General features: G+C 49.7%; 14 protein-coding genes. 8 read left to right on the forward strand and 6 right to left on the reverse strand.

Annotated features, from left to right (window positions below; translation table 11 throughout):
• Nucleotides 1-50: 50 nt before the first annotated feature.
• A complete protein-coding gene (gene glmU, locus AWQ23_RS13130; protein ID WP_062436083.1) occupies nucleotides 51-1,400 on the forward strand; it encodes a bifunctional UDP-N-acetylglucosamine diphosphorylase/glucosamine-1-phosphate N-acetyltransferase GlmU in 1,350 nt (449 codons plus the stop codon).
• Between the two features lie 35 nt (nucleotides 1,401-1,435).
• Here the strand turns inward: glmU and AWQ23_RS13135 are convergent, their stop codons facing one another.
• On the reverse strand, nucleotides 1,436-2,236 hold the full coding sequence (locus tag AWQ23_RS13135; protein ID WP_062436085.1) for an ABC transporter permease: 801 nt from the start codon (nucleotides 2,234-2,236) through the stop codon (nucleotides 1,436-1,438).
• Between the two features lie 138 nt (nucleotides 2,237-2,374).
• On the opposite strand from AWQ23_RS13135, the gene grpE reads away from it, so the two are divergent.
• Together grpE and AWQ23_RS16055 are read left to right on the forward strand one after the other, a co-directional pair.
• Nucleotides 2,375-3,298 carry a nucleotide exchange factor GrpE gene (gene grpE, locus AWQ23_RS13140; RefSeq protein ID WP_062436086.1) on the forward strand — a complete coding sequence of 308 codons (924 nt, stop codon included), beginning with the start codon at nucleotides 2,375-2,377 and terminating at the stop codon, nucleotides 3,296-3,298.
• A 52-nt stretch (nucleotides 3,299-3,350) separates the two neighbouring features.
• Nucleotides 3,351-3,812: a hypothetical protein gene (locus tag AWQ23_RS16055; RefSeq protein ID WP_157072232.1), complete on the forward strand. Its 462-nt coding sequence runs from the start codon at nucleotides 3,351-3,353 to the stop codon at nucleotides 3,810-3,812.
• Between the two features lie 36 nt (nucleotides 3,813-3,848).
• Here the strand turns inward: AWQ23_RS16055 and AWQ23_RS13145 are convergent, their stop codons facing one another.
• Both AWQ23_RS13145 and AWQ23_RS13150 read right to left on the reverse strand, forming a co-directional pair.
• Nucleotides 3,849-4,307, reverse strand: coding sequence for an SRPBCC family protein (locus AWQ23_RS13145; RefSeq protein WP_012308232.1), 459 nt, complete (start codon nucleotides 4,305-4,307; stop codon nucleotides 3,849-3,851).
• Between the two features lie 84 nt (nucleotides 4,308-4,391).
• A complete protein-coding gene (locus tag AWQ23_RS13150) occupies nucleotides 4,392-5,591 on the reverse strand; it encodes a Coenzyme F420 hydrogenase/dehydrogenase, beta subunit C-terminal domain (RefSeq protein ID WP_062436088.1) in 1,200 nt (399 codons plus the stop codon).
• 126 nt (nucleotides 5,592-5,717) lie between these two features.
• Between AWQ23_RS13150 and AWQ23_RS13155 the strand changes: the two genes are divergently transcribed.
• From AWQ23_RS13155 to AWQ23_RS13165, 3 genes are all read left to right on the forward strand, one after another.
• The gene (locus AWQ23_RS13155; RefSeq protein WP_062436089.1) at nucleotides 5,718-6,275 is read left to right on the forward strand and encodes a hypothetical protein; all 558 of its coding nucleotides are present in this window, start codon (nucleotides 5,718-5,720) and stop codon (nucleotides 6,273-6,275) included.
• 160 nt (nucleotides 6,276-6,435) lie between these two features.
• Nucleotides 6,436-6,654, forward strand: coding sequence for a hypothetical protein (locus AWQ23_RS13160; protein WP_062436094.1), 219 nt, complete (start codon nucleotides 6,436-6,438; stop codon nucleotides 6,652-6,654).
• Nucleotides 6,647-7,063 carry a putative toxin-antitoxin system toxin component, PIN family gene (locus AWQ23_RS13165; protein WP_062436096.1) on the forward strand — a complete coding sequence of 139 codons (417 nt, stop codon included), beginning with the start codon at nucleotides 6,647-6,649 and terminating at the stop codon, nucleotides 7,061-7,063. Before AWQ23_RS13160 ends, AWQ23_RS13165 begins: the two co-directional genes overlap by 8 nt.
• On the opposite strand, the gene AWQ23_RS13170 is transcribed toward AWQ23_RS13165, so the two are convergent.
• Both AWQ23_RS13170 and AWQ23_RS13175 read right to left on the reverse strand, forming a co-directional pair.
• Nucleotides 7,053-7,970, reverse strand: a complete 918-nt coding sequence (locus tag AWQ23_RS13170; protein ID WP_062436098.1) for an o-succinylbenzoate synthase — start codon at nucleotides 7,968-7,970, stop codon at nucleotides 7,053-7,055. The two genes, AWQ23_RS13165 and AWQ23_RS13170, sit on opposite strands and share 11 nt — an antisense overlap.
• The gene (locus tag AWQ23_RS13175) at nucleotides 7,971-8,753 is read right to left on the reverse strand and encodes a peroxiredoxin-like family protein (protein ID WP_062436100.1); all 783 of its coding nucleotides are present in this window, start codon (nucleotides 8,751-8,753) and stop codon (nucleotides 7,971-7,973) included.
• Nucleotides 8,754-8,864: 111 nt separating this feature from the next.
• On the opposite strand from AWQ23_RS13175, the gene AWQ23_RS13180 reads away from it, so the two are divergent.
• A complete protein-coding gene (locus AWQ23_RS13180) occupies nucleotides 8,865-13,541 on the forward strand; it encodes a PAS domain-containing protein (protein ID WP_062436102.1) in 4,677 nt (1,558 codons plus the stop codon).
• Nucleotides 13,542-13,559: 18 nt separating this feature from the next.
• On the opposite strand, the gene AWQ23_RS13185 is transcribed toward AWQ23_RS13180, so the two are convergent.
• The gene (locus tag AWQ23_RS13185) at nucleotides 13,560-14,360 is read right to left on the reverse strand and encodes a hypothetical protein (protein ID WP_232308911.1); all 801 of its coding nucleotides are present in this window, start codon (nucleotides 14,358-14,360) and stop codon (nucleotides 13,560-13,562) included.
• Nucleotides 14,361-14,658: 298 nt separating this feature from the next.
• On the opposite strand from AWQ23_RS13185, the gene AWQ23_RS13190 reads away from it, so the two are divergent.
• A complete protein-coding gene (locus AWQ23_RS13190; RefSeq protein ID WP_071884937.1) occupies nucleotides 14,659-15,555 on the forward strand; it encodes a lipopolysaccharide assembly protein LapB in 897 nt (298 codons plus the stop codon).
• Nucleotides 15,556-15,563 lie beyond the last annotated feature (8 nt).

A 15,563-nucleotide genomic window follows, 5' to 3' on the forward strand; every position in this document is an offset into this window, starting at 1 on the left:
GATATACTCCACACTGAAACGATGTCAGTCAATCGAACACAGCAAAGGCAATGGTAGCGGTAGCAATTTTGGCAGCAGGCAAAGGTACACGGATGAAGTCGGATCTCCCGAAAGTCCTTCATCCCCTCGGCGGGCGATCGCTCGTGGAACGAGTGATTGAAAGTTGTGCCCTCATTAAACCAGAACGAATTTGCACCATTGTCGGTTACCGCGCGGCTGAGGTAAAAACAGCCCTGGCCCATTTGCCCCACCTAGAATTTGTTGAACAAACAGAACAACTCGGCACCGGTCACGCTGTCCAACAGCTCCTCGAACCTCTCAAAGATTTTGTGGGCGATGTCGTAATTCTCAACGGCGATGTGCCTCTCCTGCGCCCTGAAACCATCGCAGATCTCGTGAGTACCCACCAGAAAAATAATAATGACGCAACCCTATTAACGGCCCAACTGCCGAATCCCACGGGTTATGGTCGTGTATTTTGCGATGGCGACAACCTAGTCACCCAAATTGTCGAACATCGCGACTGCAACGATGCCCAGCGCAAGAATAATCGGATCAATGCGGGTGTCTACTGTTTCAAGTGGGAAGTATTGGCCGAGGCGCTACCCAAATTAACCACCAACAACGATCAACAGGAATATTACCTCACGGACGTTATTCTCCATTGCGATAAAGTGATGGCGATGGATGTGGCGGATTTCCAGGAAATTAGCGGTATTAATGACCGTTTTCAGCTTTCGGCAGCCTACGAAATTTTGCAAGACCGCATCAAGGAAAAATGGATGAAGGCCGGGGTCATGATCCACCAGCCCGATACAGTCACCATTGACGACACCGTGCAGCTCGAACCAGATGTGATGATCGAACCCCAAACCCATCTGCGGGGCAATAGTTTGATCAAGACTGGTTGCCGCCTAGGGCCGGGCAGCTTGATTGAAAATAGCGTCATTGAAGCCAATACAACAATTCTCTACAGCGTGGTGAGTGATAGCCAGGTGGGAGAAAATGCTCAAATTGGCCCCTATACGCACATTCGTGGCCAGGCTAAGGTTGGGGAGCAATGCCGGATCGGGAATTTCGTGGAGGTCAAAAAATCGACCATCGGCAACAATACCAACATGGCCCACCTCTCCTATATCGGCGATGCCACCCTAGGAGCAAAGGTCAATATCGGCGCTGGGACGATTACAGCGAACTATGACGGTGTGAATAAGCATCAAACAGTGATTGGCGATCGCAGCAAAACCGGAGCCAATAGCGTCCTGGTTGCGCCCATCACCATCGGCGAAGATGTGACCATTGCGGCAGGCTCAACAATCACCAAGGATGTGGATAATGATTGCCTTGTTGTCGCCCGGGCTCGCCAGAAGGAAATTAAAGGGTGGCGTTTACAGTCTTGAACGGGGAAGCAGGCGTAATGGGGAATCAAACCTGATTAAAATTGCCGCCGACTGAAAATAAAGATGGCGATCGCCTGGAGCAAAATTACATAGACAAGGCCATAAATCGCGCTGAGTAGTAGGGTTTGGCCATCGGGAACCACCCCATAGACCACCTCATTACGGAAATTGAGACGCGATAAATCCGGCAGAACTTTATAGAGATTTTCGGTGAGCCATTGGACGCCCGCATTTTGGCTCAATTCCCCTAATTTCACTAAATCGGTGCTGAAGTGGCCCATCAGGTAAATCCCAAAGGAGAACAAGGTCGCCAACAGAGAACTGGTAAATACCCCAAAGGCGATCGCCACGGCAATGATCAGCATTAGCTCAATAAATAAATAACCGAGGGAAAGGGAGATTGGCCCCAGCGGCACCGTTGAGTCCTGCCACAACAGCGGCATCATACTTTGTGACCAGGCCAAAAGCGCGAAATAAATAATTCCCATGGCAACTAACATCACCGCCACCACCGCCGATAGCCCCAGATGCTTCCCGACGATCAGTTCAGCGCGGCTAATCGGTTTGGGGATCAGCACCAGGATTGTGCGTTTTTCAATTTCTTTGTTGACCAAGCCTGTGCCGACAAAAACAGCCACCAGCACACTCAAGATACCGATCATCCCCAGGCCAAAATCCACAACGATCTTCGCCCCTGCCGTCGCCGACACATCGGGTAAGATTCGTACCGCCAGGGCAAACACCAGACCATAAAACCCCAAAAAATACAAAATGCGATCGCGGATCACTTCTCGAAAACAATTACTGGCGATCGCCCAAATGCGCTTAAGATTCATCGCTTTTCTCAACAGGACAAGCATCAAGGAAACAGCATATCAAGATTTTTTCGTCCCGCAGCGAAAATGCCCCGACAAACACCCCAAAATCGTGATTTTTTAACGATTTAATAAAAAAGGCTGCATCCCTTCTCAGCCATGGGTGAGAATGCCAGAGTATCCCTACAGACGAAACTGCCCCTCCCCATGAGCCATCCCCACGCTGCCCAACTCCAAACCCTCATGGCCCAAGCCAATGTGAGCGATGTCATTCAACTGGCGGCCTATTCGCGGGTCGCAGCGCGGCAAATTTACCGACTGCAAGCTGGGCTCATTCATAGCATCCCCGTCGAAGCCGTGGTGAAATTGGCTCAATATTTCGATCAATCGGTGGATGAATTTCTCGCTCTGTTTCTGCCCACAGGGATTCAGCCGTTAGAATTTACCCCCAAAACGACCCAAGCAACTGGGATTGACCCCGCCGAACTCGAAGCACTTCAAGCAGAGGGCGATCGCCTCCGCGCCCAACTAGAAGCCCAGGCCATTAACCACGCTGAGGAAATCGAGCAGCTCCAACACCATCTCCAAGCCCAGCAGCAGGAATATACCGACAAAATCGATCACCTCCAACAACAGTTAACCGACCAAGCCGAAGCCCAGGCCCAGCAGGAAGAAACCCTCAAAGCCGAGTATGCCCGCCTAGAAAGCCAACTCGACAGCCAACAAGCGCAAAATGAGCAACGTTGGCAACAGGAAGCCCTGGATATCCTCGAAGCTTGGCTGTTGCAATGGTCTGCCGCTGCCAAGGCCGCCCAAGACAATGCCCAGTTCCCCGCTAGAACCCTGGTGGCCCTCACGCAGCCCTTTGAGCAACTCCTCGCGAGCTGGGACGTGACTCCCATCGGCACCGTCGGCGAAATTGTGGACTATGACCCCCAAGAGCATCAATTAGTAAAAAATCACGGTGATGTCGGCCCAGGGGATGCGGTGGTGATTCAAAATGCGGGCTACCGCCAAGGCGATCGCCTTTTGCATCGGGCGAAAGTGATCCATCAGGAAGAACCCAAAGGGACAGAAAACTAAGGTTTGTCATTGAATCCTAATCTCCAAGCCCTAGTGAGATGACAAATCCACCATGCGCATCCTAAAAAGCACTCCCCGCCAACTACATATCGAATTTCCAGAAGAATGTACGGCCCAAGCAACCTTAGGAATTGTATTTGTCATTACGGCGTTACTTTCCCTAGGATTAGTACTGATGGCAGGAGGGGGCGAAAGTCTTTTTTTTCTAGTACTGTCAATAGTGGTCGCAGTTTATTGCTTTTTAGAAAAAATTTCCTACGGCTGCTTAATAGACCGCACCGCAGCACAGCTAAGTATTCTTCGTCGCAATAGTTTAGGGCAGCAGCAGTCCCTCATCTACTCCATCAACGACATCGACACTGTAACCGTAATCCGAAATGTGCGCCGAGGGCGGCCTTGTAGCACCAATGTCTGCTTGAAGTCAGGTGGGCGATCGCGGCTAATGTCCTACCAATCCTGTGCCGCTCAGCACCAAGTTGCAGATCGAATCACAACTTTCTTGCAAAACCCATAGCTACATCTGGCTGAATTGATGACACACCCCAGGGATCTAGACAGAGGTGGGCGATTGTTCCTGGAGATTTTTAACATAGTCCCGAAAACGGTGGAGATCGGCTTGGATGGTTGATTCCACGACCCGGCCTAAGAAGAGATTATCCATAACCTGTCCCAAAATACCAGGGATATCATAGGCAATGCTGAGGCGAACAATGGTTTTGCCATGGCGGTCATAGAAACGGATCGCCCCCCGATTTGGCAGGCCATCAACGGATTCCCACTGAATAATTTGGTGCTTAACAACCTTTGTGATCCGAGAGAGCCAGGTAAATTCAAAGGAACCACTGGCCAATTTCCAGCGGGACAGATCTGGGTCGTCCTTGAGGATGGCGACAGAATCAATCCATTTCATCCACTGGGGCATTTGTTCGAGATCTGACCAGAGTTCCCAAACGAGATCGATGGGGGCGTCAACTTCTACCTGTACGCTGTGCTCTAGCCAACCTGACATAAAACTTTATAAAACCAAACATCCCCCTCACTGTAACAGAATTCCCGAATGAATTGGTACCGCTTCTGGAGGGGGAAATAGCCCCTAGTCTTTAGGCAGTTCGTACTGGGCGACGATTTTTTTCGCAAACTCTGGCACATGGGCTTCCAGCTTGCCTGGGTAATTGCGGCGGGTATAGAGATAGTTCCGCGTAAAGTGAGAATCAATGGAAAATTTTGCGTACTCTAAACCCTTCGGGCCAATCTTTTCGATCACAATTCCCATCAGTTTCGCGGCCCACATTGGTAGAGTAACGCCCTTATCGTAAGCAGGAATACTATTTTGCACAGCGGCGCGGCGATCGCCTTTAGAACTAACCGGCTGCGTTTCAATTTGATCGGCGACGAGATCAAACATTTCCTGGCCTGTTTCGTTGCGCACGACCATCCACTGCCAACCGAAGGGAGCGCCCATATAACCCACTACGAGATCCGCTAAACCGTTGGTATAGTCAAAGCAACTCATGCAAGACGGTGCAAACACATCCTTCAGTTGATTGGTTTTTAAGCCAAAGAAGGGGACTGTTTCCGTCGAACCATCCTCATGCTTGAAATGCACCTTAAAATCCTGCATGAACTCGTAGTAGACAACTGTTTCCGGGGAGCGACTGGTGGTATCGAGGAATTTCTGTAAACCCGCGCGAGTGACATTATCCACACAGGGCAAACCCAAAACGTAGAGCTTTTCGAGGCCCAATTTATCCTGTACTGCCCGCAAAGCTTGGATCTGGCAACCCACACCGATCACCAATAATTTCTTAAATCCCCCCTGTTCAATCTGCTCTAGGATCGTCAAATTGGGCGACAGGGTTGGTTTGTTGACACGGGCGGCGAGGATTTCCTCTGGGGTAGTGGCGATGATCGGCATCGGCTGAAAGCGATCATCAGGGGAACTCTGCACACAGACCACGCCTTCTACCAATTTCTCTTCAAGCATTTTGCAGGCGAGGGAACTGACAATCCCCGTCCATTGCGCCCCTTCGATGGGTTCCGTTTTCCGGGCGGCGACCATTTTTTGATGCACGCCAAAATACATTTCCTGCTCTTGGTCTAGATCCCGCTTGCGGCCATGAACTTTGGTTTCGAGCTTGTCAAACTGCTGGTTCAGAAAAGCACAGGCTTCTTTAACATAGTGGATAAAATTGGTGTCACAGAGACCACAGTCACTACACAGGGCCTTGGCCGGACGGACACTTCCCCGGGGTAAACCTTTCGCTTTCTTGTGGGCAGGAATTTGGGCAGTCATGGGCAGCAGAGTCGATCAAAGAACAGTATTTGTCAGCGTAATGGAAAGGATTACCGAAAAGGGAGCTTTTGTGACGAACTGTAACGCGATCGCCGTCAGGATGATTGAAGACCGAAAATCAAGTAGATGACCATGGAGATTCAAGCCAAGTCAATTATTAACAACTTGACCCAGGCGACCGTAACCTGTGAGGGCTTCTGGGAAAAGGCGATCGCCCCTAATCCAGATTTAGCGATTCAACGGGCAATGGAACGATTGTTGGGCCAACTCAACCAGGCCTTAATCTTAGTGGACTATTTTGAATTGGTGCCTGAAAATCAATTGTCCGTGTTCAAAGAAAGTATTGCCGTTCTTGGGGGCTTAGCCGATCACTACTTTCTCAGTGAAACACCGGGTTTATCTAATTCCCTGGGGTGGGGGCCAAAGGGCATCGAGTTGCGGGGCCAAGTCAAAATCACCCAAACGCAGGTAACGCGAGTGCAACAGTTTGTCGAGACAGCCCGCTACAACATCGCTCTCCATAACTGTGAACATTTTGCGAACTATATCCTCCATGGTTTGCTCCTATCTTCCCAGCAAACGACTTGGCACAAAGGTCTCGGAGCAACAATTATTGCTCAACTCCAGCCAAAACAAACCATCACCGAAAATATTTTGGCAGATATCAATCGGCAGTTTATTTAAACACCGTCTTCAGGTTGAACGGGCAAAACGAGCCAAACAAGAGATTTATCAGTTTTGCCAAGCCCACCAGATTGACCTCGAACCAGAGGCGATCGCCTAACCTAACCATTCCAAACTGACTCGGATATGATGAAAGAAATTTCTTTAACTTGTAAGAATTATGGAAAATATTGTGATTCAAGTGGACTCGGAAGTGGCCCAAGCTTACCGCACAGCTACCCAGCAACAACAACAAGCGGCTTTATTTTTATTTAATGTCATGGTGAAGGAAATTTTAAAATCTCGTTCCTTTGATGAATTGGTACAAGAGATTCGTGAAGATATTGCGACAAGTGGTTTGACAGAAACAATACTCCAAGGAATTTTAGAGGATGAGTAAACGGCGTATTGTCCTTGATACAAACATTTTAATTAGTGGTTTGTTGTTCCGTAGTTCTAGGCCTCAAGCAGTTTTTGACCATATTATACAGCAGGAAATTTTATTGCTGTCCCAAGAAATTTATACTGAGATCAGTCAGGTTTTAAAGCGTCCAAAGTTTGACAAATATTTATCCTTGGAAAAACGCTTGGCATTTTTAATGCTGTTACTCACAAAGGTGGAAATGATAGCGGTGACAGAAAAATTTTTTGCTTGTCGTGATCCTAAAGATAATAAATTTTTAGAGTTAGCTGTTAGTGGAAATGCCAACTGTTTAGTCACAGGAGATCAGGATTTACTCGTCCTCAATCCTTTTCGTAATGTACCCATTATCACGGTCGATCAGTTTCTCGAAACACTCAATCAGTAAACCACTGGGTGCCGCCCATACCCAAAGCTCGTCGGGACTGGACAAAATCCTGAGAAAAATTTAAAAGTGCCCGTTGGCCGACTGCCGTTTCAAAAACAGTAGAAAGTACAAAATCTAGCTTTTTAGTTTGACAGACATCTTGAAGACGGGACGGAAAGCCGGCGATCGCCAATTTGATCACAAAGACACCGCGCCACCCTTGGCCATAACAATGTTTTAAAGAAGCGATCTGGGAAACGGACTCATCCAGGGCGATTTGGGTCTGAAATTCGACGTTTAGCTGTAATAAATCCGAAAAAGACTTGGGAGCTAGGGGTTGCTCGATAAATTCGAGTTTTGCCTGGGCTTCCCCCCAATTTAACCATTGCTTCGCCTGTTCTAGGGTTAAACCGCCATTGGCATCAAGGCGCAACCGACCATCGGCGGGCAAGGTTTCCAGGATCTGCTGGCAGAGGGCGATTTCTGTTGCGGGTGTATCCAGGGCAATTTTCAGTTTAAAGGTACGAAATCCTTGTTGTAGTAAAGTTTGTAGGTCTTGGAACAGGGTGGGCGATCGCCGGATTAACTGACAGAATTTTATAGGGTGTAGAGGGGCTAAATTTTCGGTACTGGCAAGGTTAAGTTGGGCCGTCTCAAAACCAAATTGACAGGCTGGCAGGGCATCGGGAATCGCTGCAATTTGCCCATCAGTAATGTTTCCTCCAAAGGCAGCACAAAAGGCGATCGCCTCCTCAAGGGTTTCTGTCCCAAACCACGGCAAAGGCGCTATTTCCCCTTGGGTAATCTGTCCCATTTCATCCCGGAGCGACAGAATAATGCCCTCCCGCACCGTCCACAAACCATGGTGAGTTTGCAGAGGCGTTTTAAAGGGGCGGCGGTAGGGGGCAAAGCGAAATTGATAATTCACCTACGCGACCCGCTGCACATCAGGAAGATTTTCCAGGAAGGTCAAAGGCCGGCTCATATTTGCCGCAAACCCTAAAATGTTTTGGTCGCAGTGCTGATATTGCAACGTGCCATCGGCATCAAATAAAAATGTCGCTCCTCTTTGGGTCATGTACTGGGCATCGGGCACGTAGGTAGACCAATTCCCCAGGACTTCGGCCATATTTCGCAAACGGAGGGTCGCCAATTCTAAGGGCCGCTGAAACCCTTTTCCGCCAGCCGCCGCAAAAAATTCTCCTTTTAGGGCTGGTAAAGGAGCCGCTTTAACGACTTCATCATCGGCAAACAGTTGGGGTGCTTTTTTATCCCCTGTATAACCCCGCAAAACTTCCTTGAGGGTGCCTGGGCTACCAATGCCAGCACACATCAACATCAGATTCACCCAAGCATTTTGGCCCGCGTTGAGTCCGGGAATTTTCCAGGTTAGACCGCGATATAGACCCAGTTCTTGATGAATCGTTGCCTTAGGATCGATGAATAATTTCTCCGCAGGGAAACCCGTATAGTCACAAAATTTCTGACCGGAACGGCGATCGCCAATGCCCACCGCGACATAATCTACCCGGCGACAGAGATCAGCATCTTTTTGGAGCCACCAAGCATACTCAAGACTGTCAAAATCGCCGAGTTGGGATAGGATCAGCACCATAAGGGGTCGAGTCAAACCAGACGGTACCAACGGTGTCAGTTGACCATCGCTCACCCGCTGCCGTTCTGTGTGTTGAAAAAACTGAAGATAATCCACGGTTATTGGGAAACATTTAGGATAGAGAACAAGGGTTGCTATGGAGCCATAGCCTCACCTTCGTCAGGATAAACAGATTTCTTTTAAAAATGCTACAGTGCCTGTCGCCCTATGGTTGCTACTCATTATAGTGTTGCGGTTTTATCAACGGATATCAGCGTTTACCAACGGCTGCAAACGCTTTTGGTAGGGGAACAGGCTGAAGATTTACAACTGGTTTGGCTTGATTTGACGACGGAGTCTGCCCTGCAAAGTTTGGGCCGCCATAATCTTTATCTCAGCGATGCACCACTGCCTTATCTGATTGACCATGCTGAAGTGCTGCAACGGTGGCCTTGGATTGGGTTGGCGGATGAGGTGGCGCTACAGGATGAAATGTTACGCCTTGGGGTTTTGGATTGTTTTTTGTGGTCTGAACTGACGGGGCCGCTGCTGGTCCATACGCTGCGGGTTGCCCTACGGACGATGTTGGGCCATGGCCAGGGGACACTTTCGCCTGCACCTTTAGGTGATTTCCAAGGTGATCGCCTCCAAACGTTGATTCAAAATATTCCGGGCACCGTGTACCGCTGTTTAAACACGGCGGAATGGCACGGAATTTATTTCAGCGAAACCATTGAACAATTGGTGGGTTATCCTGCTGCGGATTTTCTCCCAGGGGGCGATCGCCATTATGCGAGCCTAATCCACCCCAATGACCGGGCCTTTGTGCGCCAGATTATTGAGCGAAAAGTGCAGGAGAAAAAACCCTTCGCCCTTGAATATCGCCTCAAACATCGTGATGGTACAGTGCGATGGGTCGATGAACGGGGACAAGGGGTCTTTGATGACCAGGGAAATTTGCTGTGGCTCGATGGGGTAATCATTGATATCTCCGAGAAAAAGGCGATCGCCCTCGAATTAAACCAACAGGCCATCCACTACTACGAAAAAACGCCGGCAATGTTGCATTCGATGGATGCAACGGGGCAAATCCTTGCGGTTAGTGATCGTTGGTTGCAGGTGCTGGGTTATGAACGGCGGCAAGTCATTGGCTGCAATGTAACTGATTTTTTGACACCAGTTTCCCGCCAGAAAGCCCAACAAATCCTCCTGCCCACCTTAACGACCCAAGGCTCCGTAGAAGATGATGCCTATCAGTTCATCAAGAAAAATGGCGACATTCTAGAAGTGGAGTTGGCGGCTGTCTGCGAACAAACAAACCATCACTCTCGGCTATTAGTCGTCTTGACGGATGTGACCGCCCGTAATCACTTAGCCCAACAGGTCAACCGTTATCAAACCCACCTCGAAGATCTCATTGAGCAACGCACCCAAGCCCTCGCCGCGAGTCAAGCCCGCCTTGCCCAAGCCCAGGCGATCGCCCAGATTGGCGTTTGGGAATGGGATGTCCAGGCAAATCAAACCTACTGGTCTCCAGAAACATTTCAAATCTTTGGCTTTGCCCCCGGTGAAATTCAACCCAATGCGGAAACCTTTTTTGAGCGGGTGCACCCCGACGACCGCGATCGCATTCGAGCAAATATCGAACGCATTTTTACGGGTCAATCTCTCCCAAGTTCTGAATATCGCATTATTACGCCCGACGGCGAAGTGCGTTACCTCAAGGATTACCATGAGCTGACCCGGAACGAACAGGGACAACCCATTTTCCTGGGGGGGGCAGTGCAAGACATTACGGCTATGCAGCAGACCCTCAATGCCCTGGCCGCCAGTGAAGCCCATTTAGAGAAGGCCCAGGCGATCGCCCACATTGGGAGCTGGGAGCAACACCTGACAAGCGATGACCTCATTTGGTCTGACGAAGTGTATCGCATCTTTGACCTAGAACCCCAGGCGATCGCCCCAACTTTTGACCAATTCATGGCGATGGTACACCCTGATGATCATCCCCATATTAAAAACAACATCAAAAAATTAGAAGCAAGACAAAGCATCAAGGGCTTTGAATACCGAATCATCACTGCCCAGGGTCGTGAAAAAATTGTGATGGAATATGCAAATTCCCTCCAAGATGCCCAGGGTAATGTCTATGGCTTTGCTGGCACTATTCAAGACATTACGACGATCAAACAGACCCTCAATGCCCTGCAAAAAAGTGAAACGCGCTTCCGTGAACTGGTTGAACATATCGACGAAGCGTTCTGGATCAATTCCCCTGACCCCACCGAAGTGATTTATGTTAGTCCGAATTACGAAAAAATTTGGGGCCTTAGCTGTCAAAGTCTCCTTGATGACGGCACATCTTGGCTAGCAGCAGTACACCCAGAGCACGAAGGGCAAATCCAACAGGCGATCGCCCAGATGCAGCAGGGCCAAAACTTCGATGAAGAATACCGGATTATCCGCCCCGATGGGGTTGTGCGTTGGATCTATGCCCGCTCTTTCAAAATCTACGACCCAAGCACTCAGCAACTGTTGCGCCATGTGGGGGTCATGACCGATGTTACCGAACGCAAAGAAGCAGAACTCAAACTACAGTCCCAGGAAGCACGCCTACGGACAATCTTCGACCAGGCCGCCCTGGGGATTGTGCAAATTGACCGCACCAATCATTTCTCTTTGGTCAATCAAGCCTTCTGTGAGATCTGTGGCTACAGTGAAGCAGAATTACAGCAGTTTACCTGGCAAGAACTTACCCATCCTGAAGATATTTGTATCTGTCATGAGGCACGGGCAAAGCTCGACCGCCGCCAAGCTGCCAGTGCTGTTTTAGAAAAGCGTTACCGTCACCGCCTGGGACATTTCATTTGGGTTAAGGTGATTTGCTCTTATATTTACGATGACCAGGGCCAACCAGAATATCTTTTAACCATTATCGAAGACATTAGTGAATACAAACAGGCGGCGATCGCTCTCGTTGAAAGCCAGCATCGCTATCAAAAAATGGTTGATGGCATCCCCGCGATCATCTACCAATATTCGCCCCAACGGGGTGGTTTGTTTTATTCTTCCCAGGTGGAGCAGATCCTTGGCTATGAAGTGCAACGCTTGCTAGATGAACCGGAACTCTGGCACCGGTCGATCCACCCAGAAGATGTCGTCGATGTCGATCAAGTCCTCCAAACCTTACACACCGGGAAAAACTTTGAGCTGGAATATCGGATCCGGGATGCTACTGGAAATTGGCACTGGTTCTACGACTGCTCCTTTAATATCCATGCGGTCGATGGTGGCGATCTAGTTATTGATGGTTTTGCCCTAGATATTACGGAGCGAAAAAACTTTGATGAGGTGCTCCGCCATCGCCTCAAGCTCGAAACCATGCTGGCTGAGATGTCCCATCTAATGGTCGTTGAAGCTGAGCTGAATTTAGAGAAAGTTTTAGCGTTACTGGGGCGTACTTTCCAGGCAGACCGCGTTTCGGTGATGATCAGCCAAATGGAGGCCAACTCTGTCGAGCGCCTTGTGAGTTGGCATGCTGGCCCTCACCTCGACCTCGACGAAAACTTTAACACCATCGATCTCAGTGCCTATCCTTGGTGGTTAGACCATTGGCAGCAACAAAAAGTCATTCTCTTTGATCGCCAACATCCCCTCCCGGAAACGGCAAAACCGGAACAGACATTGGTCGCTTACTTGGATCTTAAGGCGGTATTGTGGGTGCCGATTCAGGATGCGACCGGGCAACCCTGGGGTTACATTGCTTGCTCTTCGACAGCGGTAGATCATCTGCTGTGGTCAAAGGAAGATGCGGATATTTTGGCGATCGCCGGGAACTTAATCTACAACTATTACCAGCGGCAGCAGGCCAATAAGCAACTCGAACTGGCGAAGGAATTGGCGGAGGCTGCGAACCATGCCAAAAATCAGTTCCTCACAAGCATGAGCCACGAACTGAGAACGCCCCTAAATGCGGTCTTAGGCTTTACCCAAATTATGGAGCGATCGCCAGACCTCTCGACGGATCACCAGGAATACCTCAGCATCATTCATCGGTCGGGGAAGCATCTCCTTGCGTTGCTCAACGATATTCTTAACCTGGCGAAATTTGAAAAGGGCACCCTACAACTAAACCCCAACCTGTTTAATCTCCATGATCTCCTGGATGATCTCGCCCAAATGTACGCCCTCGAAATCCAGCACAGAAACATCCAGCTTGATATCCATTGGGACGAACAGGTGCCCCGCTATATCAACGCCGACCAAGCAAAACTCCACTCTGTGCTGCTCCATCTTTTGAATAACGCCCTCAAATTTACCGACAGTGGCTGCGTTCAACTGACGGTCAAAACCCTGGCGCAAAATCCCCTCCGTCTCCGGTTTAGCGTCACGGATACAGGGATTGGCATTGCTGAAACAGATTTCACCAAACTCTTTGATAATTTTGTGAAATTAGAAGCGGGCGATCGCATGGGTCAAGGCAGTGGTTTGGGCTTGGCTCTCAGTCAAAAATTTGTCAACCTCATGGGCGGTGAAATCGTCGTCAGTAGTCAGCCGGGAGTCGGTTCTTGTTTTTCCTTTGAGCTCACGGGGGCGACCCCGGCCAACCCGATGCACCTGGCCCTCTATCCTCCCCAAGCACGGGATGAACAACTCCCAGCCTTAACACCAGAGGCCTTACAAAAATTTCCCCCTGAATGGTTAACGGCCTTTCACCAAGCCGCCCTCGCGGCCCGGGCCCAACACCTCAAAGCCCTCATTGATCAACTGCCGCCCCAGGCAACGGCGATCGCCCGGGCCCTAGAAATCCTAGTGCAAAAATTCGCCTTTGATACCCTGGCCAAACTCAGCCAACAAAGAACCCCCAATGACTTCTCTTCATCAAAGGGGGAAACTGGAAGTTAGCCTAAAAACGACCGTGATTTAGCCCTCACTATCCTTTGGTTTGGGTCGGGGTACAGGTCTCGCTCTGGCAGTTGCCCCATGGCTGTCGCTGACAGGATGATCACCGACGGGTCTGGGTTTGCTCTTGTCGCGGTTAAAGGGTTTTCCGCCTGGCTTGGGGCCTTTGCGACGACTGCTGATATAGCCAATATCTTCGCAGGTTTGAATCATCAGCATATTATCGAGGAGCTTCGCCTGGAGATCGTAGAAATGGTTAACGGGGCGATCTGGTAGGGCACCGATCAGTTGAATCTTAAAAAATTTAGGTTTATCCCCTTGCTTCTTCGGGGATTGGCGAATTTTAACGATGACTTTTTTGGATTCGGCATCATAGAAAACCACCTGACCGCGAATGGAAAAATAGCCGTCTTCAACTTGGTCACTGGTGGGGATGGACTCCGTGAGGGCCTCTGGATCATCAAGGTTTTCGGGCTCCCAAATGCCGAGGATCTGGAGGTGGAGATGGTTATCATCCTGGCGGGTGCGGGGATACACGACCCAAACGTGCTCTTGGTCGAGGTCAATGTGATTTTTGATCAGGCTAATCACACGACCTAATAAAACGGCTTCGATGGTGCCATCTGCTGTGGCGATCGCCCCCTTACTAATTTGCTCTGGATCTTCGGGGGTATATTTGCCGCGCACAATGCCAATGGCCCGATATTGACGGGGATGGCTCGCGGGGGGAATGGGATGTTGCCGTAGTTTTTGGGAGGTCGTCTGGTCCTCATGGGGATTCGGCGCTGGTGGAGACGATAGATGATGGTTAGATTCAGACACGGGCTTATCCAATGCTTTCTAGGTGGGCTAACAAAAAATACAGATCGTTTTCGATACCAGATAGTCAACTATCAGACATCAACATCATCGGTAGGCGATCGCCATCACGATAAAAATTAGCATTCTGCCTTCGATCATATAGGACGGACGAAGACGTTTAGCGCCTGCCTATTGTACTCAATGGGGTGTCAGAGGTGATAAATCAGTAAAATTTAGATAAAATTTTGCCAACCTTCTGACTTTTCCGGTCTTTTGGGTCTGGTTTTTATCCCTCTAGTTTTCCCCACTATCTATAGCCATGGCGAGTCACATCATCGAAAAATACTATCGTCCCCGTCCCTGGGTCTATGGTCTTTCTGGGCTTCTGTTTCTGTTGGCTGGGGGACTTTTGGTGATGCCCCGCTTCGACCAGTGGATGTTGGCCCGGCAGACGGCAGCGGCGGCTAAGGTGCAACCCGAAACAACTCCTGATCCGGCGATCGCCCTCCTCGAAAAAGACCAACAAAGTTATGAAATCTGGTTAGAAAAAGAACCCAATAACGAGAAAGCGCTGCGGGGTCTCTTGGATACCAGCCTCAAGCTTAATGATTTAGAAAAAACGGCCACTGCCCTCGATGGTCTGGCGCAAATCCACAGTGATAATCCCGATTACCTCGTCCTGTTGGGCCAGGTGGAACAGGAGGCCAAGGATTACGAAGGGGCCGCGGCCACTTACAAAAAAGTGCTGTTGACAGATCCGACCCACATCAACGCTCTCCAGGGCATGGTGGATCTACTTCTGGTACAAAATCGGCCAGAGGGGGCAATCGAACTGCTCCAAACCACCCTCAAGGACATGGGGCAATTAACAGAAGACGAAACCATTGAAATTGATCCAGAAAAGGTGACGTCTATCCAACTGATGCTGGGGCAAATTTACGTCGCCCAAAAACGCTTCGGGGAGGCGATCGCCATCTATGACCAAGCCGCCACAGTGAATAAAACAGACTTTCGGCCAGTCCTCGCCAAGGCCATGGTCTTAAAAAATCAAGGGAATGAAGCCGCCGCGAAACCCTTTTTCATGACCGCGATTAACCTCTCGCCTGCCACTTACAAAGACCAAATTAAGGAAATGGCCGTACTCAGTGCTGCAGATCTTAAGGCCCTCGAAGCCGTCCCCACCGAAACCGATCCAGAAGCAGAGGCAACGGAATAATTTCCCTG

The organism is Picosynechococcus sp. PCC 73109 (genome assembly GCF_001521855.1).
In the GTDB taxonomy this organism is placed as follows: domain Bacteria; phylum Cyanobacteriota; class Cyanobacteriia; order Cyanobacteriales; family MRBY01; genus MRBY01.